Source organism: Plantactinospora alkalitolerans (genome assembly GCF_015690345.1).
GTDB lineage: Bacteria > Actinomycetota > Actinomycetes > Mycobacteriales > Micromonosporaceae > Plantactinospora > Plantactinospora alkalitolerans.
Genome location: NZ_JADPUN010000086.1, coordinates 1 through 24,744 on the forward strand (window position 1 = coordinate 1; position 24,744 = coordinate 24,744).

At 70.4% G+C, this 24,744-nt stretch carries 21 protein-coding genes, 1 tRNA gene and 1 riboswitch; of the genes, 8 read left to right on the forward strand and 14 right to left on the reverse strand.

The features are described from left to right. Window positions 1-545, reverse strand: a 545-nt coding sequence (locus I0C86_RS06765) for a hypothetical protein (protein ID WP_196200346.1), incomplete at its 3' end; no start/stop codon positions are given. A 13-nt stretch (window positions 546-558) separates the two neighbouring features. Then, the gene (locus I0C86_RS06770) at window positions 559-1,623 is read right to left on the reverse strand and encodes a M24 family metallopeptidase (protein WP_196200347.1); all 1,065 of its coding nucleotides are present in this window, start codon (window positions 1,621-1,623) and stop codon (window positions 559-561) included. Between the two features lie 115 nt (window positions 1,624-1,738). Between I0C86_RS06770 and I0C86_RS44895 the strand changes: the two genes are divergently transcribed. After that, window positions 1,739-3,916, forward strand: coding sequence for a LuxR C-terminal-related transcriptional regulator (locus I0C86_RS44895; RefSeq protein ID WP_196200348.1), 2,178 nt, complete (start codon window positions 1,739-1,741; stop codon window positions 3,914-3,916). 157 nt (window positions 3,917-4,073) lie between these two features. On the opposite strand, the gene I0C86_RS06780 is transcribed toward I0C86_RS44895, so the two are convergent. Beyond that, window positions 4,074-4,367 carry an Imm32 family immunity protein gene (locus I0C86_RS06780; RefSeq protein WP_196200349.1) on the reverse strand — a complete coding sequence of 98 codons (294 nt, stop codon included), beginning with the start codon at window positions 4,365-4,367 and terminating at the stop codon, window positions 4,074-4,076. A gap of 648 nt (window positions 4,368-5,015) precedes the next feature. After that, the gene (locus I0C86_RS06785) at window positions 5,016-5,300 is read right to left on the reverse strand and encodes a DUF7336 domain-containing protein (RefSeq protein ID WP_196200350.1); all 285 of its coding nucleotides are present in this window, start codon (window positions 5,298-5,300) and stop codon (window positions 5,016-5,018) included. Between the two features lie 169 nt (window positions 5,301-5,469). On the opposite strand from I0C86_RS06785, the gene I0C86_RS06790 reads away from it, so the two are divergent. Next, window positions 5,470-6,309, forward strand: coding sequence for a tyrosine-type recombinase/integrase (locus I0C86_RS06790; protein ID WP_196200351.1), 840 nt, complete (start codon window positions 5,470-5,472; stop codon window positions 6,307-6,309). A 63-nt stretch (window positions 6,310-6,372) separates the two neighbouring features. On the opposite strand, the gene I0C86_RS06795 is transcribed toward I0C86_RS06790, so the two are convergent. Further along, window positions 6,373-6,443: transfer RNA gene (locus I0C86_RS06795), tRNA-Gly, on the reverse strand. Window positions 6,444-6,656: 213 nt separating this feature from the next. Between I0C86_RS06795 and I0C86_RS06800 the strand changes: the two genes are divergently transcribed. Continuing rightward, window positions 6,657-7,634, forward strand: a complete 978-nt coding sequence (locus I0C86_RS06800; RefSeq protein WP_196200352.1) for a zinc metalloprotease — start codon at window positions 6,657-6,659, stop codon at window positions 7,632-7,634. A 12-nt stretch (window positions 7,635-7,646) separates the two neighbouring features. Here the strand turns inward: I0C86_RS06800 and I0C86_RS06805 are convergent, their stop codons facing one another. Beyond that, on the reverse strand, window positions 7,647-8,201 hold the full coding sequence (locus tag I0C86_RS06805; RefSeq protein WP_196200353.1) for a pyridoxamine 5'-phosphate oxidase family protein: 555 nt from the start codon (window positions 8,199-8,201) through the stop codon (window positions 7,647-7,649). 99 nt (window positions 8,202-8,300) lie between these two features. Here I0C86_RS06805 and dcd point away from each other — a divergent pair, with 99 nt between their 5' ends. Then, entirely contained in the window at window positions 8,301-8,879 is a 579-nt protein-coding gene (dcd, locus tag I0C86_RS06810; RefSeq protein WP_196200354.1) for a dCTP deaminase, read from the forward strand. 139 nt (window positions 8,880-9,018) lie between these two features. Here the strand turns inward: dcd and I0C86_RS06815 are convergent, their stop codons facing one another. Beyond that, window positions 9,019-9,951: a C40 family peptidase gene (locus I0C86_RS06815; protein WP_323373499.1), complete on the reverse strand. Its 933-nt coding sequence runs from the start codon at window positions 9,949-9,951 to the stop codon at window positions 9,019-9,021. 117 nt (window positions 9,952-10,068) lie between these two features. Beyond that, window positions 10,069-10,207: riboswitch (cyclic di-AMP (ydaO/yuaA leader) on the reverse strand. Window positions 10,208-10,472: 265 nt separating this feature from the next. On the opposite strand from I0C86_RS06815, the gene I0C86_RS06820 reads away from it, so the two are divergent. Further along, window positions 10,473-12,473, forward strand: coding sequence for an N-acetylmuramoyl-L-alanine amidase (locus I0C86_RS06820; RefSeq protein ID WP_230393692.1), 2,001 nt, complete (start codon window positions 10,473-10,475; stop codon window positions 12,471-12,473). A gap of 81 nt (window positions 12,474-12,554) precedes the next feature. On the opposite strand, the gene I0C86_RS06825 is transcribed toward I0C86_RS06820, so the two are convergent. The 3 genes from I0C86_RS06825 to I0C86_RS06835 all read right to left on the reverse strand — a co-directional run bounded on the left by I0C86_RS06825 (window position 12,555) and on the right by I0C86_RS06835 (window position 15,762). Next, window positions 12,555-13,604, reverse strand: a complete 1,050-nt coding sequence (locus I0C86_RS06825) for a hemolysin family protein (RefSeq protein ID WP_196200356.1) — start codon at window positions 13,602-13,604, stop codon at window positions 12,555-12,557. Continuing rightward, window positions 13,597-14,937 carry a hemolysin family protein gene (locus I0C86_RS06830; RefSeq protein WP_196200364.1) on the reverse strand — a complete coding sequence of 447 codons (1,341 nt, stop codon included), beginning with the start codon at window positions 14,935-14,937 and terminating at the stop codon, window positions 13,597-13,599. The genes I0C86_RS06825 and I0C86_RS06830 overlap by 8 nt, the downstream gene beginning before the upstream one ends. Window positions 14,938-15,024: 87 nt before the next feature. Next, on the reverse strand, window positions 15,025-15,762 hold the full coding sequence (locus I0C86_RS06835; protein WP_196200357.1) for a hypothetical protein: 738 nt from the start codon (window positions 15,760-15,762) through the stop codon (window positions 15,025-15,027). A 284-nt stretch (window positions 15,763-16,046) separates the two neighbouring features. Here I0C86_RS06835 and I0C86_RS06840 point away from each other — a divergent pair, with 284 nt between their 5' ends. Together I0C86_RS06840 and I0C86_RS42975 are read left to right on the forward strand one after the other, a co-directional pair. Continuing rightward, window positions 16,047-16,715 carry a DedA family protein gene (locus tag I0C86_RS06840; RefSeq protein WP_196200358.1) on the forward strand — a complete coding sequence of 223 codons (669 nt, stop codon included), beginning with the start codon at window positions 16,047-16,049 and terminating at the stop codon, window positions 16,713-16,715. Between the two features lie 282 nt (window positions 16,716-16,997). Next, window positions 16,998-18,788 (forward strand): cellulose-binding domain-containing protein, encoded by a 1,791-nt coding sequence (locus I0C86_RS42975; protein ID WP_230393693.1) that lies wholly within the window; start codon window positions 16,998-17,000, stop codon window positions 18,786-18,788. 70 nt (window positions 18,789-18,858) lie between these two features. Here I0C86_RS42975 and I0C86_RS06850 read toward each other — a convergent pair whose 3' ends face one another. From I0C86_RS06850 to I0C86_RS06865, 4 genes are all read right to left on the reverse strand, one after another. Next, entirely contained in the window at window positions 18,859-19,503 is a 645-nt protein-coding gene (locus I0C86_RS06850; protein ID WP_196200359.1) for a response regulator, read from the reverse strand. After that, window positions 19,494-20,642, reverse strand: coding sequence for a sensor histidine kinase (locus tag I0C86_RS06855; protein ID WP_196200360.1), 1,149 nt, complete (start codon window positions 20,640-20,642; stop codon window positions 19,494-19,496). Before I0C86_RS06855 ends, I0C86_RS06850 begins: the two co-directional genes overlap by 10 nt. A 246-nt stretch (window positions 20,643-20,888) precedes the next feature. Next, a complete protein-coding gene (locus I0C86_RS06860) occupies window positions 20,889-23,093 on the reverse strand; it encodes a (Fe-S)-binding protein (protein ID WP_196200361.1) in 2,205 nt (734 codons plus the stop codon). 224 nt (window positions 23,094-23,317) lie between these two features. Beyond that, window positions 23,318-23,581 carry a cell division protein CrgA gene (locus I0C86_RS06865; protein ID WP_192766277.1) on the reverse strand — a complete coding sequence of 88 codons (264 nt, stop codon included), beginning with the start codon at window positions 23,579-23,581 and terminating at the stop codon, window positions 23,318-23,320. A gap of 223 nt (window positions 23,582-23,804) precedes the next feature. Between I0C86_RS06865 and I0C86_RS06870 the strand changes: the two genes are divergently transcribed. Beyond that, window positions 23,805-24,614: a DUF881 domain-containing protein gene (locus tag I0C86_RS06870; protein ID WP_196200362.1), complete on the forward strand. Its 810-nt coding sequence runs from the start codon at window positions 23,805-23,807 to the stop codon at window positions 24,612-24,614. Window positions 24,615-24,744 lie beyond the last annotated feature (130 nt).

The window sequence follows — 24,744 nt, forward strand, 5'->3', positions numbered from 1 at the left end:
GTGCGGTACAGGGGGATGAAGGAGACGAGCAGGAAGACCGCGCCGACCGGGATGAGGTCCTTGTCGACGAAGGGCAGGGCGAGATCCAGCGCGACCAGTACCGGCGTCCAGACCTTGACCCGACGGGTCACCGCGAGCAGGACGACGATGGCCAACTGGGCGAGGTAGAACAGGAACGGCCCACCGTCGTAGATGGCGAGCGACACCCCGGGAACCGACTGGATCCGTTCGAAGTGGGTGGCCATCTCGGCCCGGTCGGTGGAGATGAAGCCGACCACCAGGTCGATGCCGAACTGGATGACCAGAACCGCGATGCCGGCGGTGCCGATGGCCGCCAGCGCGGTGGCCGTCCTCGACCGGGCGGCCAGGTCACGCATCTGCCAGAAGGTCGACACGAACAGCGCCAACGCGGCGATGAAGGCCAGGTGCCCGACCGTCCAGGCGATACCCGGGCCACGGCTGCCGTCGAGTCCGTCGAGGATGCGGATCACGCCATAGGCCAGGGTGAGCAGCGGTGCGGTGATGAAGGCGGTCCGGACGTTCATGGGTGTACCTCGCTCAGACGTGAAGAAGTTGACGGGTGAAGGGTGCGAGTTCGACCGCGCGGTCGGCGCCGATGACGACGGTGCCGCCCAGGCGTACGGCTGTCGTGCCGATCTGGCAGGTTGCGGCGACCGTGAAGACCATTCCGGGGGCCAGCGCGATGTCGTAGCCGATCGTCGGCAGGTCGGGTCCGCAGCCGCCGATGATGCCGGCGGGAACGCTGCTGATCTGGGGCGTCCGATGAGTGCCGCCGGCGCCCGCGATCTCCTGGCGCATCGACTCGGCCACCGCACCGAAGGGGGTGCCGGCCCGCATCAGCCGCAGACCGGCCGCGTACGCCGACTGGGCCGCGACGCCGGCCCGGTCGACCTCGGGGTTGCTGGTCCCGGAGGCCGTGATCGCGGTCAGATGGTGACTGGCGCCGCGCCCGGTGCCGCTGACCACGTCGGCCAGCACCGTGCCGTCGCCGGAGGGTGCCCAGGAGACAGTGGCCCGCCCGCCGGAGGCGGCCAGCGCGGCGGCACCGGCCTCGGCCGCGCTGTCCCCCGATCTCAACCGCCCGACCATCGTCCGCGCCACCGTCTCGCCGACGCTGGCGGCGGCGGCGAGTTCCCCGAGTTCCTCCTCCGAGCGGGCCAGGGTGAGCAGCAGGAACGGCCGCCACACCGGCACGAACGTCGCGGCCGGCACCAGGCGCAGAACGTCGGCCCACAGCGTGTACGGCATCGTCGCGCCGTGATGCAGCGGCGAGAACGCCTCGATGCCGATGACTCCGACCGTCGAACGGTCCAGGTCGTGTTCACCGAGGGCATCGGCGATCCCGTACGCGTGCAGTCCCTCGCGGACGTCGGCGGTCGCGAGCCAGGGGGTCGGCGGCGCGGGCCATCGGCCGGGCCCCACCAGTACGGTCGGCGGCCGTCCCCGGGTGAGCAGCACGAGCGCACCGACCGTGGCACCGGCGAAGAAGTCGGCGGCCTCGCCGTAGGCGATCAGCCCGGCCACCGACTCGGCGTCCATCAGCTGATCGGCCAGGCGGTGCCGTCGGGTCCGTTCCGCGTCCGACAGGGTGGTGATGTGCATGATCGAAAGGCTAGGAAGACCGGCCTGGTACGGGTACCGGACAGGTGACCAGTCGCCGTCCGCACGGTGTCCGACGGGCGGCGGGACGGCCGTTCGATCTTGGTAGGTTGTCGACGTGCTTCGGGGACGGGCGGCCGATCAGGCGGCGATCGACGCGCTGCTGGCCGACGGACATGACGGGCACAGCGGCGCGCTGGTGCTGCGCGGCGAACCGGGCATCGGCAAGACCGCCCTGATCGAGTACGCGGCGAGCCGGGCCGACGGGATGACGGTCATCCGTGGCATCGGCATCGAGACCGAGGCGGAGATCGCGTTCGGCTCGCTGCACCTGCTCCTGCTACCCGTGCTGGATCGCCTCGATCTCCTGCCCGGACCCCAGGCGGCCGCGTTGAAGAGCGCCTTCGGGCGAGGACCGGCGGCTCCCCACGATCAGATGCTCGCCGGGCTGGCGGTGCTGTCACTGCTGGCCGCCGTGGCCGACGAACGTCCGCTGCTGTGCCTGGTCGACGACGCACAGTGGTTGGACCAGGCGTCGGCTCGGGCTCTGTCGTTCGCCGCCCGGCGGCTCCAGGCCGAAGGTGTCGTACTGATCTTCGGAGCCCGTGCGGAGTTCGAGGGCTCGGGGCTGCCGCAACGGCGCCTGCTGGGACTCGACCGCCCGACGTCGGCCCAGCTGTTGACCGACCACGCACCCGGGCTCGCCACGCTGGTACGGGATCGGCTGATCGAGGAGTCGGCCGGCAACCCGTTGGCGTTGCTGGAACTGCCCCGCTCGACGGATTCACTGTCGTACTACCACAGTCCGCTTCCACTACCTCGCCGGATCCAGGAGACGTACGAGCAGCGCATCGCCGAACTGGAGGCCCCCGCGCAGACGATGCTGCTGCTGGCCGCGGCCGAGGGCACCGGCGACCTCGGCGTCGTGCTGCGGGCGGCGACCACGCTCGGGGTGGAGATGGAGATGCTCGGCCGGGCCGAGCGGGCCGGCTTCCTCCGGGTGGCCGACGCCGGGGTGAGCTTCGTACACCCACTCATGCGGGCGGCCGCCTTCCAGCACGGCACCTTCGACCAGCGTCTCGCCGTACACCGGGCGTTGGCCGACGCGCTGACCGACCAGCCGGAGCGGCAGGCGTGGCAGTTGGCGGCCGCGGCCACCGGCCCGGACGACCGGGCCGCCGACGCGTTGGCCCTGGCCGCCGAGTGGGCCCGCGAACGCAACGGGTACGCCGCCACGGCGGCCGCGCTCGAACGCTCGGCCGAGCTGACCGCCGACCCCGTGGTTCGCGCCGAACGACTGGTCGCCGCGGCGACCGCCGCCGCCGACGTCGGCCTCGGCGGGCGCGCGCGTTCCCTTGTGGAGCGGTGCGCCCGGCTGACCGGTCGTTGGCACGACGCGGTGGCGACGGCGACCGAGGGCCTCCAGATCGCGGCCGACATCGGCCAACCGCACCGGGCCGGATACCTGGAGGGCATCCTGGCCTGGGTGGCCGCCGTCCACGGCGACGACGAGCGGTGCCTGGGCTACGCCGCCAGCTGTCACGACCGGTTCGGGAAGAACGGGATCGCGAACGGACTCGCCTGGGCCCAGTGGTCGCGGGCCATGCTCGAACTGGGCGGTGGTCGCCTCGCCGAGGCGCTCGGCCGGTTGGACGAGGCCGTACGCGGCCCGGTGCGTCACCAGATCCAGGCCGTCTACTTCGCCCCCGACCAGATCGAAGCGGCGGTACGGCTCGGCCAGCCGGAACGGGCGGTCGAGCCACTGGCCCGCTTCGAGGCGTGGGCCGAGGCGTCCCGGTTGGACTGGGCTGACGCGGTGCTGCACCGGTGCCGGGCACTGTTGGAAGCGGACGCCGAGACCGCCCACGAGCTGTACCGGTCCGCGCTGGCGTTGCACGCGGACAGCGGGCGCCCGTGGGAGACCGCCCGCACCTACCTGCTCCTCGGCGAGCGGCTCCGACGTGACCGCCGGATCGTCGAGGCCCGCGATCAGCTCCGCCACGCGTTGGAGATCTTCGAACGGCTCTCCGCCGCACCGTGGGCCGGGCGGGCGCGGGCCGAGCTGCGCGCCGCCGGAGAGACGTCCACCGCGCCGACGCCGCCGGACCTGTTGGCCGCGCTGTCCCCGCAGGAGCTACAGATCGTCCGCCTCGCCGCCAGCGGCCTGACCAATCCGGAGATCGGCGCACAGTTGTTCCTGAGCGCCAAGACCATCAGCTACCACCTCTACCGGGCGTTCCCGAAGCTCAACGTGACCAGCCGTACCCAACTCGCCCGGCTCGACCTCGCCGGCTGAGCCGTCGTCGCGGGCCGGGCCGGGCCTGGTTCGGCCGGGATTCATACCGGCTCAGGGCCCGGCGTTTCGCCTGGTCGACGCGGGTCTAGGTTGGCCTGGAGTTACACCGGCTCATGGCCTTTGGATGGCCCGCCGGAGCCTCCTCCTGATGGGGCACTTACTTCTCGACTTCGACCCGCAAGGTCCGGGAGTCGGGGGCCAATCCGTTGTAGGTCTCGAAATCGAAATGCCTGCCTCCCGGGACGCTTTCGTGAGCGAGCGTCAGCAGGTGGCGGGCAAGCGATACCAGGCCGGCCGGATTACCCGAGATGATCACCGTGCCGTCGAGGCTAGGGAGCACCTCGGCCCGGAGCACAGCGTCGTCCTCCCACCACGTGCCTATCCCGTGCTTCGGGTCGTAGGTCCAGACGTCGACCGTGCATGTGGTCTGGCGACGACTGTCCTCATCCATGACGACACAAGCTACTGGCAGCAGCTTGGGAACTCGCTGGGGCGCCACTCGGGAGCCGCCCGCGCTCGCAAACATCCCTGCCGTTGATGAGGCGGGGTGGGGATGCGAACTCGCACCCGCAAAGCTGGCTCACCCACGCCGCGCTGATCTACCAGCACCCCACCCAACAGCAGGACGAGGGCATCGCCGACGCGGTTAGGGCGCCCATCACGAAGGAACGAGTTCGGGCACGCAACGGGCACGGTCACCACGAGAGTCGAGGAGCATAAGTGAGAGCCCTGGTCGACTCATCATCCGACCAGGGCTCTCGTTGTCCGAGCGGGTGAAGGGAATCGAACCCTCACTGTCAGCTTGGGAACTCGCTGCGGCGTCCACTCGACTCAAGGTCAACGGCTTGGGGTCCTGGTCACGGTGCCCGTGGTTGACCGCGATTCCCCGTGGCTTCCCGGCGCGACGGGCACGTAGGGGGCACGCGCGGCGTCCGGGTACGCATGGGTGAGTACGACGAACGGTGACCCAGCCGGACCGGTGGCAAGCCAGTCCGGGGTTTGGACTGGCGCGCCAGTCGGAAGCCCCACGCACGACGCTGCCCAGCCCTGCCGGCTTCCGTACCACCGCGCCGCGCTCGCAGCTCCGGGGGCAACCGCTTCAGCTCTCGCCGTGAGGTACGGAGACAAACCCGTCCGTCCACTCGTCCTCGTCGAGCTGGTGCCGGTCGACCATGAAGCAGTCGGGTTCGTCGCGGAAACCGGGGAGAAGTCGGGCACGCTGGATGCGCTTCTCCGCGCGCTGCTCGCTGGAGTAGACCCCGAGCATCTTCAGGTCGTCGCCGTCCCACTCGTCCCAGATCAGCTCGCCATCCTGGCGGTGAAGAGTTGGGCTACCGTCAAGGTTGCAAGCATGCCGGATGTGCCAGAGCACGAAAACATCCACGAGCGAGACCGTACCGGCGTCTGGCAGATCAGCCGGACGGGCGCGGCTGCCGGCGGGTGTCGGTGGCTTTCCGCACCGGCGCCGCAGGCGTCCGGGGCGGCTCCCCGGCGGGCGGTCTACCGCGCCCGAGCCGCGCGGAGCGCGGCGCCTTGATGCCGGGGTCGGCCCGGTGACGGTGGCGAAGGCGTACCGGCTGCTGCGGTCGATCCTGAACACGGCGGTATCCGACCGGCTCATCACGAAGAACCCGTGCCAGATCCCGGGCGCCGGGTTGGAGAAGAGTCCCGAGCGGCCCACCGCCACGATCGAGCAGGTGTTCACCATCGCGGGCGCGGTGCCCGAGCGGTACCGGGTCCTGGTCCTGCTCGCCTGCTTCAACTCGCTGCGCTGGGGCGAACTGGCCGCGCTCGCCCGGAAGCATGTCGACACGATCGAGGGAACGGTTCTCGTCGAGCGCTCGGTGGTCGAGCTGCCCACGGCGGAACTGGTGTTCGGACCGCCGAAGTCGGACGCGAGCGTACGCGTAGTCACCATCCCGAACATCTGCCTACCCGATGTCGTGCGGCACCTGGCGAACTTCACCAACGAGAGTCCGGAAGCCCTGCTGTTCGTCGGGCCGAAGAATGGGCCGCTGCGGCGGTCGAACTTCCAGGATCACTGGCGCAAGGCGACGGCGGAAGCGGGGATTCCTGGGCTGCACTTCCACGATCTGCGGCACACCGGGAACACCTGGGCGGCGGAAACCGGCGCGACGCTGCGCGACCTGATGGACCGGATGGGCCACTCCACCACCCGAGCCGCGCTCATCTACCTGCACAAGACCGCCGGGCGTGATCGGAAGATCGCCGACGCGTTGAGCAAGTTCGTCGAAGACGCGCGCAAGGACACCAAGGCGAGCGACACCGACGACGAGGACCAGGCGCAGACCGACGCGACCGGGGACACGGCGGAGGGCACGGAAGGGCACACCGAACCGGAGGGGCACGCAGGGGGCACGACACCCAGATAGAGATCAGAAAGAGCGAAGGCCCAGCGTCAGGAAGTCTCCTCTGACCTGGGCCTTCGTTGTCCGAGCGGGTGAAGGGAATCGAACCCTCACTGTCAGCTTGGGAAGCTGATGTTCTGCCATTGAACTACACCCGCGAGCGGACCCCACTGTACCTGGTCGGGTCCGCTCGCGCACTCACCCGCCCCCTCCGGTCGTGCCTCGGCCGCGCCTCCGCCTCGCGCCAATCCCCGAGCACCACACCGCCGCGCATCATTTGCAAAGGCCATCACGCAAGGTAACGTCCGCCCCACCTGTAACAGTGGCTCTACGTGTTCGTAGCGCCACTTTCCGGAGGCAAAGGTGAGGCAATGGCGTTGCACAACATTCGACGGTCGTCACGCTGGGCCGGCATGGCGGGCCTTCCACTCGTACTGCTGCTCGGCTCCAGCCCGGCGGTCGCCGCGTCGGCGGTCCCCGGCGGCAGCGCCGAGCCGGGCTGTGTCGAGTCGACCGACGACCACCCGAACGCCAAGGCCAGACCCGGTACGCCACACGGAGTCGAACCGAACGAACTGACCGCGACCGAGGCGGCCGAGCGGGAGCGCGTCGTCGACGCCGCGTACGCCCAGCGGGTGGGCGTCGCGCCGCTCCACCTCCCCGGCAAGCTCCGGATAACCATCGACGTCGTCTTCCACGTCATCTCCAGGGACCGGACCCGGGCCGGCGGGAGCATTCCACAGTCACTGATCGACACCCAACTCAAGGTGCTGAACGACTCCTTCGCCGGCCGTACCGGCGGGGCCTGGACGCCCTTCCACTTCAGGCTCAAAAAGGTGAACCGGGTGGTCAACCCGGCCTGGTATCCGATCGTGGCGGACAGCCCGGCGGAGGCGCAGATGAAGCGGGCGCTCCGGGTCGGCGGAAAGGACACCCTGAACCTCTACACGGGGCTGTTGGACGAGGACCTGCTCGGCTGGGCAACCTTTCCGGAGCGGAGGTACGACCGGCAGGACGGCGTGGTCGTGCTCTCCGAGTCGCTGCCGGGTGGGACGGCGACGCCGTACAACGCGGGGGACACGGCCACCCACGAGATCGGCCACTGGCTGAACCTGTACCACACCTTCCAGGAGGGCTGCACCGGTCGGGGTGACCAGGTGTTCGACACGCCCGCGGAGGCGGTGCCGGCCTTCGGCTGCCCGGTGGGACGGGACAGTTGCCCCACCGGGCCCGGCCTGGATCCGATCCACAACTTCATGGACTACTCGGTCGACTCGTGCATGAGCCAGTTCAGCTACGGGCAGGCGTACCGGATGCTGAAGGCCTGGAAGGCGCTCCGCGAGTCGTAGCCACGGCCAGGGTCAGGATGTCGGCACCGGCTCCTCGACGAGGGACCGGCGCCGGTGGGCCCGCCGCTTCGGGCCGGTGCCGGTCGTGGCGCCGGCTGGATCGAGCCAGACCTGCACCGCCGGGCGTTCGGACCGGTCCCCGGCCAGCGGGGTGGCCCCGTTGCTGCCGTGCCGGGACAGCATCGCCACGTCGACCGTGAACTCGAACAGCCGCCAGTCGACCTGGGGGGCGGCCCTCAGGTTGCCGGCAAGCCGGTCCACCCGGGCCTGGTCGGTCACCGGCCGGGCCCGGCCGGCCACGTACGCCTCGTCGTCACTGTCCTCCGGCGGGAACGAGTGCAACGCATAGCGGCCATCCCGTTCGAGATCACGACGCTTGGGCGAGTCGACGACGAAACAGAACATCCCCTCGTCGGTGATGACCGGGGATACCGGATGCACGCGCGGCCCACCGTCGGCACGCACCGTTGCCAGGTAGCCGAGACCCGGCCCGTACTGCTGGATGAGGACGCGGATCGCGTCGGCGAGACGGGGCTCGTCGGAGGCGAATTCGGACCAGGATGCCATGACGACATTCTATCGAACATATGTTCGATCACCTACCCCGACCCGCCTCCCCGGCAGGTCGCGACCGAGCCCGATCGGGGAAGTCGCTAAGGTGGCACGGTGCTGCTCTCCGACCACGACCTAGTGATCGAGATCAAGGCGGGCACCCTCGCGCTTGAGCCCTTCGAACCCGCGTTGGTGCAACCGTCGAGCATCGACGTACGCCTGGATCGCCTGTTCCGGGTCTTCAACAACCACCTCTACACCCACATCGACCCGGCGATCCAGCAGGACGAGCTGACCTCGCTGGTCGACGTGCCGGACGGCGAGCCCTTCGTACTGCACCCCGGCGAGTTCGTGCTCGCGTCGACACTCGAAGTGATCTCGCTCGGCGACCAGCTCGCCGGCCGGCTGGAGGGCAAGTCCAGTCTGGGCCGGCTCGGGTTGCTCACCCACTCGACCGCGGGCTTCATCGATCCCGGTTTCTCCGGCCACGTCACCCTGGAACTGTCCAACGTCGCGAACCTGCCGATCACGTTGTGGCCCGGGATGAAGATCGGCCAACTCTGCATCTTCCGGCTCTCCTCGCCGTCCGCGCACCCGTACGGCTCGGCCGTCTACGGCTCGCGCTACCAGGGGCAGCGCGGGCCGACCCCGAGCCGCGCCTGGCAGAACTGGCACACCTGGCCCACCCGCTGACCTGATGACCTGAACCGCCGCCCTCCGCACCGCTGCTGGCGGTACTGACACGACAGGGCCCCCGCCGCGACTGCGACGGGGGCCCTCGACGTGCTGCGCGGTCTTCCGGGTCCCTCTTCCGGTCAACTGACGGGCGGGATCAGCCGGGTCTGCCGAAGCTGTGGATCTCGCCGTCGTCCATCCGCTTCATCTTGACCGGCTCTCCGGCCCGGGACGCGTGCACGATCCAGCCACCTCCGACGTACATCCCGACGTGGCTGAGGTCGGCGTAGTAGAAGACCAGGTCGCCGGGGCGAAGTTCGGATCGGCTGACCGACTTGACCTTCCCACGCTGCGCGCGGGCGTTGTGCGGCAGTGACACCCCGCCCTTGGCCCAGGCGGCCAGGGTCAGGCCGGAACAGTCGTACGAGTTGGGCCCTTCGGCACCCCACACGTACGGCTTGCCGATCTGCTGGCAGGCGAACTTGACCGCCTTGCCGGCGTTGCCACCGGGGTAGGTGGCCGGGCACGGTGCCGGGGCGAGCGGACCGGCGGAGCCGTTGCCGTACGCCTTGATCCGCAGCTTCTGCAGCCGGTCGACCTCGGCGTCGATTTCCTTCTTCTTCTTGGCCAGCTCGGCCTCGGTCTTGGTGAGCTGGTCGACCAGGGTGTCCAGCGGGCGCTTCTGGGCGTCGTACTTGTCCCGCAGGTCGATCACCGCCTGCACGTCGCGCTGCTGCTGGCGGGCGAACTGGTCGAGTACGGAGAGTTGGCCGACGAGTGCGGCCGGCGACTTGTTGGTCAGTAGGGCGTTGACCGACGAGGCCTTGTCGCCCTTGTACGCCTCCACGGCGAACTCGCTCACTCGGTCCATCGCGGCGTCGATCTGCGACTGGAGCGGGGCGATCTTGTTCCGGAGCGTTTTGGCTTGGGCCTTCTTCGCGGCCAGGTCCTGCCGGGTGGCGTTGTGCTTCTCGACGATCGGCTCGAGCTTGCGCCAGGCCGTGTCGATCTGCTTCTCGATCTCGGCCACCGACGGTTCCGCGAGGGCCGGCGTGGTGCCCACGAACAGCACGGCAACGCTGGCCAGCACGGCGAATGCGGCGGCGAGAATGGACCTTCGCAGAGGCGGTGTCGCCGTCCCGGTGCCGGTCGTTGTAGACCGGAGGGACTGCGACCGCGGGGCAGGGGGAGCCACCGGGGTCCGTACTCCTTCTTCCGTAGCCCGCCTACCGGGTTAGCTGACGGGTTCGGGCGGGAAGATATTCGCCCTACCGCTGACGCGGATTCACCCCATGGTGCCCGGGTCCCCGGTTCGCTGATATTCGACGATTCGGCGGTGTAGAGACGTCGCTGCCCGGCTGGGCGGCCTGCCGTCGTCTCCGACGGTCCCCAACATTAGAGAAGCCTGTTATTCAAACGCAACCCGTGATCCGAGTCGATTCGTTACGTATCGGAGCGCTCGCTGAGGGTGCGAGCGAACAAACGTCCGAACGGCCCCCGAAATAGGTGAAGATTTTCTACATCGCGATGAGTGTCACCGGCAGCTATTGACGGAGCATCGTCCCGGGTGGAGGGTGATCATCAAGCCCACCCCCGGCGAATGGAGGTTCGATGCCTCGAACGACAATGCCGTTGAGCAGGAGAATCGCGCTCGGGACCGCCGTGGTCGGCGCCGTCGCGCTGGTGCCGTCCGGCCCCGCGCCGGCAGCGGTCCCGGCGACCGACGGCCGGCAACAGGAGTACGCCGCCGCCGCGACCGAATTCGGCGTACCCGAAAGCGTCCTGCTCGCCGTCTCCTATCTGGAATCTCGTTGGGACACCAACGCCGGCACGCCGAGCACCAGCGGCGGGTACGGCCCGATGCACCTCACCGATTTCGACCACCTTGACGGGCTGGCCGGACAGCCGCACGAACACGGCGAGGACCGGCGTGGTGACAGCGCCCGGCCCGCCGCACCGCCGCACCCGAGCGGCACGGACAGCGGAACCACCGCCGACGGGCAACGGGCGGCGCCGGCTCCGGGTACGCAGACCCTCGACACCGCCGCGACGCTGACCGGAGTCGACGAGCGGGCGCTGCGGACCGAGCCGGCAGTGAACATCCGGGGCGGTGCGGCGCTGCTCGCGTCGTACCAGAAGGCACTAACCGGACCGACCGGCCTACAGAGCGACCCCGCGGCCTGGTACGGCGCGGTGGCCCGGTACGCCGGCAGCGACAGCGCGGACGCCGCGCGGACCTTCGCCGACGAGGTCTACCGGACCATCACCGAGGGTGCGACCCGGACCACCGACGACGGTCACCGGATCACCCTGGCCGCGCACCCCGGACTCGTCCCGGCCCGGTCCTGGCTGGACCGGCTCGGCCTGCGCACCCCCGCCCGGCCCGACGGGCTGGAGTGCCCGCGCGACATCTCCTGCGAATGGATCCCCGCGCCCTACCAGGCGTTCGGCGACGGCGACTACGGCAACCACGACCTCTCCGACCGGCCGGGACGGCAGAAGATCGAATACATCGTCATCCACGACACCGAGGGCAGCTACGACACCACGCTCCGGTTGGTGCAGGATCCCACCTACGTGAGCTGGCAGTACACGTTGCGTTCGGCGGACGGGCACATCGCACAGCACGTCAAGGGCAAGGACGTCGCCTGGCACGCCGGAAACTGGTACGTCAACGCCAAGGCGATCGGGCTCGAGCACGAGGGTTATGCCGCGCAGGGCACCTGGTACACCGAGGCGATGTACCGGACCTCGGCCAAGCTGGTGCGCTACCTCGCCGACCGGTACGACATCCCGCTGGACCGCCAGCACATCATCGGCCACGACAACGTCCCCGGGATCCTGCCGGCGAACGTTCGCGGCATGCACTGGGACCCCGGGCCGTACTGGGACTGGTCGCACTACTTCGACCTGCTCCGGGCCCCGTTCTGGGGCACCGGCACGTCCCGGACCGGTCTGGTCACCATCGACCCGGACCTCGCCACCAACCGGCCGGCCTTCACCGGCTGCGACACGGCCGGCGTGCCGTGCCCGGCGCGCGGCTCCTCGTCGGTGATCCTGCGCAGCGCTCCGGCCGCCGACGCGCCACTGGTGAACGACATCGCACTGCGTCCCGACGGCACCCCGAACACGATGCACATCTCCGACCACGGGGCGCGGGCCTCGGCCGGGCAGACCTACGCCGTCGCGGGCCGGCAGGGCGACTGGACCGCGATCTGGTACCTCGGCCAGAAGGCCTGGTTCCACAACCCTGCCGCGAATCCGACCGCGAAGTGGTCGATCGGACTGGTCGCGACGCCGAAACCGGGCCGGGCGACGATCCCGGTGTACGGCAGGGCCTACCCGGAGGCCGCCGCCTACCCGGCCGGCGTGCCCTACCAGACGGTCACGCCGTTGCAGTACACCCTCTCCGCCGGGCAGCGGTACGCCGTCGGCAACCTGCTACCCAGCGAGTACTACCGGGCCACCACGTTCGACGGCTCGTCGCCCGGCGACTGGACGGTGATCCGCGGCGACACCAGGTACGTCCAGATCCAGTTCGGACACCGGATCATGTACGTCAACGCCGACGACGTACGGCTGCTCCTCTCCCCGATCGGCGCACCGGGCTGATCCGGCCGGTCGACACACGTCGGGGCTCGCCACGCGGCGGGCCCCGACGTACGCCGGGAAGCCACGGCACCCCGGCCGGGATCAGGTCGACGCGGACTGCTGACTCGCGGCGGCGGCGGTGGGCTCGCCGGCACCGACGACGGCGGTCAGCACGTCGTCGAGCGTGACGACCCCCAACGGCACCCGCCCGTCGCTCACCAGCACCATGTGCCGGCGCTCCCGGCGCATGGCCAGCAGCAGGTCGGCGAGGGTGCGATCCGGCGGTACCACGGCCAGCGGGCGTAGCAGGTCGGTCGGCACCGGCGCCCGACGCGCCGCACCCTCGTACCCGAGGATGTCCTTGACGTGCACGAAGCCCAGCACCCGGCGGGTGGACCGCTGGACCACCGGAAACCGGGACCGACCGGTCCGGGTGGCCAGTACCTCCAGCGAGGCCGGCGAGACGTCCTCGGCCACGGTGGTCACCGTCGCCCAGGGCCGCAGCGCGTCCCCGGCGGTACGGCGGTGCAGGGCGAGCGCGCCGGTGATCCGGGCATGCTCCTCCGAGCCCAGCAGGCCCTCGGTACGCGCCTGCGACACCAGTCCGGCCAACTCCTCGGCGGTGAACACCGTCTTGACCGCGTCGGTCGCCTCGATCCGCCACAGCCGCAGGATCTGCGCGGAGGCCCACTTCATCGCCAGCAGCAACGGCTTGGTCGCCACGCAGAACGCCAGCATCGCCGGGCCCAGCCAGAGCGCGGACGGCTCCGGACCGGCCAGCGTGATGTTCTTCGGCACCATCTCGCCGATCACCGTGTGCAGGAACACGACGAGGCCCAGGGCGATCACGAAGGCGACCGGATGCACCGCGCGGTCCGGCAGCCCCAGCGCGTGGATCGGTTCCTCCAGCAGATGCGCCAACGCCGGTTCGGCGATCGCGCCGAGGCCGAGCGAGCAGATGGTGATGCCGAGCTGGGCACCCGCGATCATCAACGGGATCTGGTTCATCGCCGACAGGGCCATCCGGGCCCGCTTGGAGCCGGCCGCCAACGGCTCGATCACGGTACGCCGGGACGCGATCAACGCGAACTCACTGCCCACGAAGAAGGCGTTGCCGAGCAGCAGCCCGATGGTGATCAGCAGGTTAGTCACGGTGATCGCCGGGCTCCTCCGGGCGGACCACCCGGACCTGCTCGATCCGGTGCCGGTCCACCTCGACCACGGTGAACTCGAAACCCTGCTCCCGTACGGTCTCGCCGGCCACCGGTATGTGCCCGAGCCGGGCCAGCAGGAACCCGGCCAGGGTCTCGTACGGCCCCTCGGGGAGCCGGAAACCGACCTGTTCGGCGAGCTCGTCCTCGCGCAGCACCCCGTCGACCAGTACCGTCCGCTCCCCGCCCGGCGCCGTCAGCTCAACCGAACTGTCGTGCATCGCCTCCGGGTCGAACTCGTCGGCGATCTCCCCGACCAGCTCCTCCACCAGGTCCTCGACGGTCACCACGCCGTCCGTGCCGCCGTACTCGTCCACCACGATGGCCAGGTCGGCACTGGCGGCACGCAGGGCGGCGAGGACGCCGTCCAGGTCGAGGCTCTCCGGCACGTACACCGGCTCCCGGGCCACCGAGGCCACCGTCGTTGCGGCCCGGTCCCTCGGCGGTACGCCAAGCGCGTCGGACACCCCGGCCACCCCGGTCACCAGGTCGAGCGTGTCCTCGTAGACGGGAAACCGGGTACGCCCGGTCTGCCGCGCGAGCGCCAGCAGCTCGGCGACCGAGGCGCCGGCCCGGAGGGCGACCACGTCGACCCGGGGGGTCATCGCCTCCGCGGCCCGCTTGTCACCGAACCGGATCGTGCGTTGCAGCAGCATCGCGGTCTCCCGGGGCAGGGCACCGGCCTGGGCGGAGATCGCCGCCAGCAGGCCAAGTTCCTCCGGCGACCGGGCGCTGGCCAGTTCCTCCTGCGGCTCCACCCCGAGCCGGCGGACCAGCCAGTTCGCCGAGTTGTTCAGGGCCCGGATCAACCAGCCGCAGACCCGGGAGAAGGCCCGCATCGGCGCGGCGGTGGCCAGCGCGACCGGCATCGGCCGGGCCAGCGCGGCATTCTTGGGCACCAGTTCGCCGAAGAGCATCGAGAGCAGGGTGGCCAGCGCCAGGGCCAGCAACGGGGTGATCTGCCCGGTCGCGTCCCCGGCGACCGGCCGGAGCACCGGCGTGAAGAGCTTCGCCAGCGCCGGCTCGGCGAGATAGCCGGTGAGCAGGGCGGTGATGGTGATGCCGAGCTGGGCACCGGAGAGCTGGAAGGACAGCTCGCGCAATGCCTTGCGTACCGTGCCGGCTCGGCGGTCGCCCTCGGCCGCACGCCGGTCCAGTTCCGCCCGGTCGACGGTGACCAGCGCGAACTCGGCCGCGACGAAGAACGCGTTGCCGCCGGTCAACAGCACGAACCCGGCCAGTGGCAGCAGCGTGGTCAGTAGTAGGGCGTCGATGTTCGGTTCACCTCGACCGTCGTTGCGTCCCGCCCGGGATAATCGAGCAGAGTACCGGCCCGACCAGCCATCGAGCGCCCCGGCCACTCACCGCCGGAAGCAGCGCCAGTCGAAGGCGTCGCCGGTGTCGTTGCGGGCGAACGCCCCGTCGCCGTAGGTGTCCCGGCAGGCGGTGTCCATGTCGACCGTGCGCGACGACAGCAGCAGTCGCTCGCACTCCCACCGGCCGTCTCCACGCGGGTCCGCCCAGCTCGTGCCGCCGACGTGCCGGTCGCAGTACCGGTCCATCATCCGCGCCAGCTCGTCCCGACCGTCGGGGCCGAGCAGCACCGGCTCCGGAGGCGGCGGGGGCGGCAGTTCGGCGGCCGGTGGTCTCGACGTACCGCCGGGGCCCTGCGTCGGGGTCGCACCCGGCACCGCCGTCCTGGTCGGCACGGACCGGGCCGACGGCGTCGGTCCCGGCGCGTTCGTCGCGCGCGGCGGCAGCGGCGACGTCGTCGGGGACGGGGGGACCTCCGGCGTACCGCTGGGTGTCGGCCCGGCCTCCTCCGTCGGCACCGGTGTCGGCGGCCGGCTGGCCGCCGCGACGGGCACCGCGGCCGCCGGTCCGGAATCACCACCCCACAGGTACGGTCGCAGCACGGTCGCTCCGGCCGGGATCGCGAGGACCAGCAGCCCGAGGCCGAGGCCCAGGACCGCCGTCAGTCGCAGTCCCCGCCCTGGCCGGGCCCGCCGGTCCGCCGGTCCCGTCACCCCGGCCGACCGGCCGGCCCGGTGACGTCCGGTCGACTCCGCAGCCGTCCCCGTCGGTGCATCCTTCACCACGCGCCGTCCGCCTCCCCGCTGTCTCGTGAAACACGATCGATGCGCTCGACGATCGATGCGCTCGACGATCGATGCGCTCGACGATCGGTGCGACCGGTGCGATCGCGACTCCGACCGACCTCGGCCGACGCCGATCCATCGGCGATCGTCAGCCTGCCCACCATGAGCAAGGTACGCGGGAACGGCGTGTGTGGTTCACCCCAGTACGTGACTGTGGTGCGCGGCAGGTGGTCCGGCGCTGCTCCTCAGGGTTTACCCAGGCGCCACCGGTTAGCGTTCAAACCATGATCATTGCTACCGATCCGCTCGCCGCCGAGCCCACGCCGCTGACCGGTATCGCCGAGTGGGCGACCGACCTGATGGACAGCCTGGGTGCTCCGGGAGCGGGGTTGGCGGTTGCCCTGGAGAACCTCTTCCCGCCACTGCCCAGCGAGATCATCCTGCCGCTGGCCGGCTTCGCCGCGAGCCGGGGCGAGATGAGCCTCTGGTCGGCGATCTTCTGGACCACGCTCGGTTCGGTGGTCGGCGCCCTGGCGCTCTACTACCTCGGCGCGCTGCTCGGCCGGGACCGCACCCGGGCGCTCGCCGCGCGGATTCCGCTAATCAAGCTGGCGGACGTGGACCGTACCGAGGCGTGGTTCGTCCGGCACGGCGCCAAGACCGTGTTCCTCGGTCGGATGATCCCGATCTTCCGCAGTCTGATCTCCATTCCGGCCGGCATCGAGCGGATGCGCCTGCGGATCTTCCTGGTCTGCACCGCCCTCGGCAGCCTCATCTGGAACACCGTGTTCGTAATGGCCGGATACCTGCTCGGCGAAAACTGGCACCGCGTCGAGGAGTACGCCGGCCTGCTCCAGAAGGTCGTTCTCGTCGCGGTCGCGGTGGCCGTCGGCTGGTTCGTGATCGCGCGGCTGGCCCGACGCGATCCGGCGCACAGCCGGCACCGCAGGTGACCCGGTCAGGACGTCTGCCAGAGTGGTGATCGCCGCAGGTCAGCGGTGGTCGCCAGGATGGGGACGGACGTTGACACCACCTGTACGGTGCGTAACATAGATAGAAGTCTATCGATGGTTCCGCTCCCACCCTTCCGGACGTTCCAGCACCGGTGACCCCGGTGACCGGCGAGGGCCCGCGCCTCTTGGCGCGGGCACCCGCCGACGCACGTCCGGACTGGTCGCCCGCCCCGAGGGGGCACGTTCCCGTCGATCCACCACCTTCGACTGGAGGATCAACAGATGTGCTTCCATCGTCACCGGTCCCGGCTGTGGTCAGCCGCGACCGTTGCCGCCCTGGTCGCGGCCGGCGGGGCGGTCGTCACCGCCACCGCGGCACAGGCCGCCGCCGGCTGCACCGTCACCTACTCGGTCGCCTCGCAGTGGTCTGGCGGCTTCACCGCGGCGGTCTCCGTCACCAACCTCGGCGACCCGATCAGCTCCTGGACGGTCACCTGGAGCTACGCCGCCGGCCAGCGGGTGAGCCAGGCATGGAACGCCACGGTGACACAGAGCGGCAGGCAGGTCACCGCCCGCAACGCCGGATACAACGGCAGCCTCGGCACCGGGGCGAGTACCTCGTTCGGCTTCAACGGCACCTGGACCGGCAGCAACCCCGTACCGGTCGACTTCGCGGTGAACGGCACCGCCTGCACGGGTACGCCCGGCGGCAACCCGACCACCCCGCCGGCCACCAACCCACCGACGACACCGCCGAGCACCAACCCACCGACGGCCCCACCGAGCACCAACCCACCGACGGCCCCGCCGACGACACCACCGAGCACCAACCCGCCCGGCAACCCCACCTGGGGCACCGCGCTTCCGCCGGCGGGCGCAGCCACCAGCCGGGCGTACGCCCTGATCTCCACGGCGAACGAGAAGGGCTACCTGCCCCGGTCCGGCGAGTGCTCGGTCGAGATCCACGCCCGGTACTGGACGTACGGGCCGGACGGCAGGGTCTACCCGACCTGGCACCCGAACCGGGACGCCAGCGGCTGCAACTTCGGCCACGAGCACGGTGACGACCCCCGGCCGTCCGACCTGTTCCGCACGGTCAACTGGCCGGCCTTCGGCTACACCAGCGAGGTCATGCTGAGCAGCATGCCCGAGCACAGCCACCGGCACGAGGACCACGTCGGCCACAAGGCGCTCATGGTCAACAACGTCAACGTGATCCAGGGCGACAACGGCACCAGTTTCTTCCCGCCGCAGGGCACCACGATCGCCGTCTGCGACGTACTGCTCAAGTTCCACCAGGGAACCCACTCGCCGGACGCCTTCACCAACAACGTCCACGAGCTGCTCTTCAACCAGCGCTGCACCGCGAGCAACGGCGGCCAGGTCACCGAGGCCCGGTACAACGCGATGATCCCGCTCGGGCGGGCCGGAGGATTCAGCCCCAGTGAATGCCCGGGCTTCGGCGGCCGGTTCATCAACGTCGCGCCCCCGGTGCCGGCGGACTCGCCGTCGGACACCCGGTCGCTGGGCCGGCTGATCACCGAGCCGGGCTGCGTCCAGGCGATCCGGGAGGGCCGCACCCACAACGACCCGCTCTACCCCAACCCGGTGCCGTTCACGGTGTCCGACATGGACGACTTCTGGTTCTCCGACGTCACGGTGACGGGATCCGGGCTGAACTTCCGCATCGCGCCGCTGTTCTACGTGGTCAACCCGTCGCGCTACTACGACCCGACCAAGCCGAGCAACCTGGGCCGGATCGTGGACCTGTGCTACACGAACCTCGCGGGTGGCGACTACTGCAACCAGGCACGCCAGGCCGGACAGAATCTCGCCTGGGACGACCCGCGCTCGCCGTTCAAGGGCACCCTGCGGGAGTTCCGGCCGGGCACCTTCTCGGTGCAGAACAGCGGCCCGACCACGGTCTACACCGACGTGTACGGACGCAACGCCTCGACCACGCCGTTCACCGGCTCCATCCAGCAGTACTTCTCCGGCAACCAGAGCGGCCAGATGTACGTCCGTGGCGCCACCAGGGACTACGCCGCCAACGGCGTACACGCCCCGAACTGAGGCCTGCAGGTGTGTTAGGAGGGGTCCCTTCTTCTACAGAAAACGATAAGAAGGGGCCCTTCCTTACCTCTCAGTCGCCGAGGTAGCGCAGGACGGCGAGGACGCGGCGGCTGTAGCCGGTGACGTGCGCCAGGTCGAGCTTGTCGAAGATCGCGTTCACGTGCTTCTCGACCGCGCTCTGCGAGATGTGCAGGTGCGCGGCGATGGTGGCGTTGGTGTGGCCCTGCGCCATGTGGTCGAGTACGGCCCGCTCGCGGGCGGTCAGCCGGCCCAGCGGGTCGGTGTGACTGGTCCGGGCCAGGAGTTGGCGTACCACCTCCGGGTCGAACGCGGCTCCGCCGTCGCCCACCCGGGCGAGCGCGTCGAGGAACTCGCCGACCTGGGCCACCCGGTCCTTCAACAGGTACCCGACGCCGGCACTCTGGCTGGTCAGCAACTCCACGGCGTAACGCTTCTCGACGTACTGGGAGAGCACCAGGACCCCGACGGCGGGCCAGCGGCGGCGGATCTCCAACGCGGCGCGCAGCCCCTCGTCGGTGTGGGTCGGCGGCATCCGTACGTCGGCGACCACCGCGTCCGGCGGCTCCGCCTCGACGGCCGCCAGCAGCGTGACCGCGTCGCCGACCGCGGCGGTGACCTGGTGGCCCTCCTCGACGAGCAGCCGGATCAGACCCTCCCGGAGCAGGATCGAGTCCTCGGCCAGGATCACTCGCATGGCAGCTCCGCGACGACGCTGGTCGGCCCGTCCGGTGGACTCTCCACCCGGAGCCGGCCGTCCTGGGCGGCGACCCGGCGGGCCAGCCCCGACAGTCCGCCGCCGGTCGGATCGGCACCGCCGATGCCGTCGTCGCGGACCGTGACGACGAGCCACCCCTCGCGGACGGCGACCTCGACCTCGACCCGGGTGGCCCGGGCGTGCTTGGCGGCGTTGGTCACCGCCTCGGAGATCACGAAGTACGCGGCGGTCTCGACCGCCCGCGACGGCCGCCCGGTCAGCCGGTAGTCGATCCGGACCGGCAGCCCGGCCCGCTCGGCGACCCGGTCGAGCGCGTCGGCCAGCCCCAGGTTGTCCAGCGCGGTCGGATAGATCCGCCAGGCCACCTCACGCAGCTCGTCGAGGGCCCGGCCGGACTCCTGGTGCGCCTGCCGGAGCAGCTCCACCGCCTTCGCCGGGTCGCTGCTGCGCCGGGCCCGGCCGACCAGCATGCCCAGGGCGACCAGGCGCTGCTGTACGCCGTCGTGCAGGTCGCGTTCGATCCGCCGGCGCTCGGCGTCGACCGCCGCCACCACTCCGGCGCGGCTGGTGGCCAGCTCGGTGATCCGGCGCTGCAACACCTCGCGCCCGTCCGGGCCGAGGAAGCGCCGGGCCAGCCGGCGGTCCAGCGTGACGATGCCGGCGGTGCCCTGGACCACGAGGAAGAGACCGACCAGCCCGAGTACGAGCTGACCGAGAAGGGTCGGCGGGCTGCTCTCGCCCCGCAACGCCTCCCAGATCCAGAGTCCACCGGACAGCACGCCCCAACCGAAGATCAGCAGGACGAAGCCGCCGAGCATCCCGACCGCCCACCGCAGGCTGAGGTAGCGCACGGCCCGGCGACCGCTGTAGTCGGCCACGTTCTCGCTGTCGAGGAACGTCGCCAGCCGCCACCGTTCGACCTCGGCCAGGTGGCGGGCGCCGGTCTCGATCCGCTCGACGATCCGCCCGACCGCCGCGCGCCGGGATCCGGGTTGGACCCAGACCACGAGCAGGACCGCTCCCAGGCCCAGCAGGTACGTCAGCTCCACCGTCCCGGTCACCGCGCCGAGTAGGATCCCGACGCCGATCCGCAGCCAACGCCGGGTCAGGCGGGGCAAGGTCGCTCCGACGACGGGCCGGGGCCTCCCGGTTCCGGTCCCGGTTCGGGTCCTCCCGGTCCCGGTCCGGGTTCCGCCCGGCGCGGTCAGGTCCTCCGGAAGTGCCGACACCTCTGGAGGCTACCCGTGTGGTTTTCCACAGGTTCGAACCTGGGGAAGCGCCGGTCCTGGGGAAGCGCCGGTCCTGGGGCGGCGCCTCGTGGGGCGGCGCCCACCTTCGGCGGGCCGGGTGCGGCGAAGGGGAGTTCAGCTACCCGTCTCGGCGGGAAGTGCGGCATCGGACTTCTCGGGGGCGGCCGGTGGCTGGATCGAGCGGAGCAGCACCGTGGCGACGTCGATCACCTCGACCTGTTCGCCAGCGCCCTTACCGGTGACGCCGTCGCCCAGCATGGTGGAGCAGAACGGGCAGCCGACCGCGATGGTCCGGGCACCTGTGGAGATGGCCTCCTCCACGCGGTCGACGTTGATCCGCTTGCCGATCCGCTCCTCCATCCACATCCGGGCGCCGCCCGCACCGCAGCAGAACGACCGCTCCTGGTTACGCGGCATCTCGGTGACCCCGTCGGCCGCCGCCGCGCCGAGCACCTCGCGGGGCGGTGTGAAGACCCGGTTGTGTCGACCCAGATAGCACGGGTCGTGGTACGTGAGCGAGCCCTCCACGGGCTGGACCGGGGTGAGCCGGCCGGTGGAGACCAACTGGGCCAGCAACTGGGTGTGATGTACGACCTCGAAGTGCCCGCCGAGCTGCCCGTACTCGTTGCCGAGGGTGTTGAAGCAGTGCGGACAGCTTGCGACGATCTTGCGCTTGGCCGGTTCGCGGTCGCCGAACGCCTCGTTCAGGGTCTCCACGTTCTGCTGGGCGAGCATCTGGAAGATGAACTCGTTGCCGATCCGGCGGGCCGGGTCGCCGGTGCAGGTCTCGCCCTCGCCGAGGATGGCGAAGTTGACCCCGGCCTCGTGCAGCAGGGTGGCCACCGCCCGGCTGGTCTTCTTGGCCCGGTCCTCGAACGCCCCGGCGCAGCCCACCCAGAAGAGGTACTCGAAGTCGTCGACCTCGCCGACCCGGGGCACCTCGAAGTCCAGCCCCTTGGTCCAGTCCTCCCGGGTGTTCGGCGGCGCGCCCCACGGGTTGCCCTTGTTCTCCAGGTTGCGCAGCATCACGCCGGCCTCGGACGGGAAACTCGACTCGATCAGCACCTGGTAGCGGCGCATGTCGACGATGTGGTCGACGTGCTCGATGTCCACCGGGCACTGCTCGACGCAGGCCCCGCATGTGGTGCAGGACCAGAGCACGTCCGGATCGATGATGCCGAGTTCCTCGGCGCCGCCGACCAGTGGCCGGTTCGCCTCGGCCAGCGCGAGTACGTCCAGGTGCGCGAGTTGCGCAGCGGTCGCCTTCTCCTCGCCGGACGGGTCCTTGCCACCGCCGGCCAGCAGGTACGGCGCCTTGGCGTAGGCGTGGTCGCGCAGCGACAGCACCAGCAGTTTCGGCGACAGCGGCTTGCCGGTGTTCCAGGCCGGGCACTGCGACTGGCAGCGTCCGCACTCGGTGCAGGTGGTGAAGTCCAGCAGGCCCTTCCAGGTGAACTGCTCGACCTGGGCCACCCCGAACTGGTCGGATTCGGGGTCCGCCTCCTCGAAGTCGAGCGGCTTGCCCCCGCTCATCATCGGGCGCAGCGCGCCGAGACCGGACGCCGGCCGGTCGGGGTTGCGCTTGAAGAAGATGTTGAAGAATGCGGCGAACCTGTGCCAGGCCACCCCCATCGTCACGTTCAGCGCGATGACGATCACCCAGGTCATGGAGATGGCGATCTTCACCGCGGCGGTGACGCTGACGCCCGCCGCCGCGTCCGGCAGGAGGCTGCCGATGGCGTGGCTGACCGGGGTGGCCCAGAAGGGGAACTCGAAGTGGTCCGTGGCGACCTTGAAGCCCCGGATCAGGAATCCGCAGACCAGTACGGCGAGCACCACGGCCTCGACGAAGTAGCCCTGCCACATCGTCGAGCCGGTGAACCGCGACCGCCGCTCCGGGTTACCCGGCCGGTTGGCCAGCCGGATGGCGATCAGCACCAGGATGCCGGCGGTCCCGAGGACCCCGATCACCTCGGTGACCAGGCCGTAGCCGACCCAGTGTCCGAGCACCGGAAGCCCGCCGGTCGGGCTGGCGACCTCGAAGTACGCCTCCAGTACCAGCAGTGAGAGGACGACGAAGGCCACCATGACGAACCAGTGCGCGGCGCCCACCACGCCCCAGCGCAGCATCCTGGTGTGACCGACGGTCTCGACCAGCATGTTCCTGGCCCGGACGCCCTTGTCGGCGAACCGCTCCGGGTCGGGCTGGCCCTGCCGGATCACCGCCGTCATCCGCAGCACCGCGCGCGTCGCCAGCCATACCGCTACCGCGGTGATGCCGGCGGCGAGGACCGTGGTGACGATCTGGACGCTGCCCATGCGCTTGGCCTCCCCGTCCTGCTGCGTGATCCGTCCGCTGCCGGTCGGGCGGTTCATCGACCGGCGGCGGCGATGTGTGCAGCCTACGCGGCGAGGTTACTCGTTGGTAACGTGACAGTCGTCGCAACCGCCGCCGCCGTCCTGCCGACACCCTAGGGGACGGGCGTTCTCCGGTGCGGGGACGACGCCGGGCCGGCGTCGCGACGGAAGTCCGACCTCGGCGGTCAGCGCCACCGGGAGAGCAGACCGAGTGATCCGACCATCGCGCCGAAGCCGATGGCGAGGTTCCAGTAGCGCCAGGTGGCGACCGGGTACTGCATGTCGGACAGGTAGAAGACGACCAGCCAGCCGATGCCGAAAACGATCAGAGCGACTGCGGTGGCCGGCAACCAGACCGGGCTAGGCTTACGCGTCGCAGCGGTCGACGTCGGTCGGACGTCGGTCGGCGGCGTGTACACCTTCTTCTTGCGGACCTGAGACTTGGGCACGGCGCTCTCCTGAGGGGGTGGTGATCCTCGTCCGGCCTGACAACCGGACGCAAGGGCGACGGTCCATGGCCAATAATGTTCGACAGCTAGCGTAGTCGCGATGACCCGTTCAAGCCACGGACCCGGTCAGGTGGGTACGGAAGGGTGAACGTCCCGATCGCTCCAGGAATTCCCGCGATCAGGACATACTTACCATATCGGCAGAACCCGGAGGGAGGCCTCGATGGAGTACACATCCGGCGGCGCCTCCTGGCAGAAGGTGCTCCGGCGAGCGGCCGCAGGGTTGCTCCCCCGGCGGCCCACCCAGCGCAAACCCGGTTGGTCGGTGGGGGTACCGCTGATCGCCCTCGCCGCGGGGGTGCTCTTCACCACCTCGGCCACCACGGCGGGTGGAACCTCGCTGCGCGAGGATCGACGCCCGGAAATCGCTCAGCTCATCGAGGACCGTCGAGATCAGGTCGCTACGGGACAGGAGCGGGCCGCCACCCTCCGCGACGCGGTGGAGAGCCAGACCGAGGCGCTCGGCGGCTCCGACGGCAGGGTCGCGGCGCAACGGGACCGCGCCGCGAACAGCCGGGAGGTGGCCGGTTTCACCCCGCTCACCGGTCCCGGGATCAGTGTGGAACTCAACGACGCGCCACGGCTCGGCGACGGTAGCCAGCCGGCCGGCGCCAGCAACGACGAACTCGTGGTGCACCAGGGAGACGTGCAGGCCGTCGTCAACGCGCTCTGGGCCGGAGGGGCCGAGGCCATGGCAATCATGAATGTCCGCATCCTCTCCACCAGCGCGGTACGCTGCGTGGGGAACACCCTGCTCCTGCACGGCAGGGTGTACTCACCACCCTTTCAGATCACCGCCATCGGCGATCCGGCCGCGCTCACGCGGGCGCTCGCCGCATCCGAGGGGGTGCGGTCGTTCAAGGACGCCGTTGCCCACTACCAACTCGGATACCGCGAGACAGTGGAGCCCACCGTGACGGTACCCGCGTACGACGGTCCCGGCGGACTGCGATCCGCGAAGGTTCCGGGGTGAGTCCGGTGACCGGCGACCCGAACTCCGCCCGCAACGGCCGGCACCGCGCCCCCGACGGCGACGACCCGACGATGTTCATCCCCCGCCCCGGAGAGGCCGGCGAGCCGTCTCCGACGGACCGGCCCGAGCG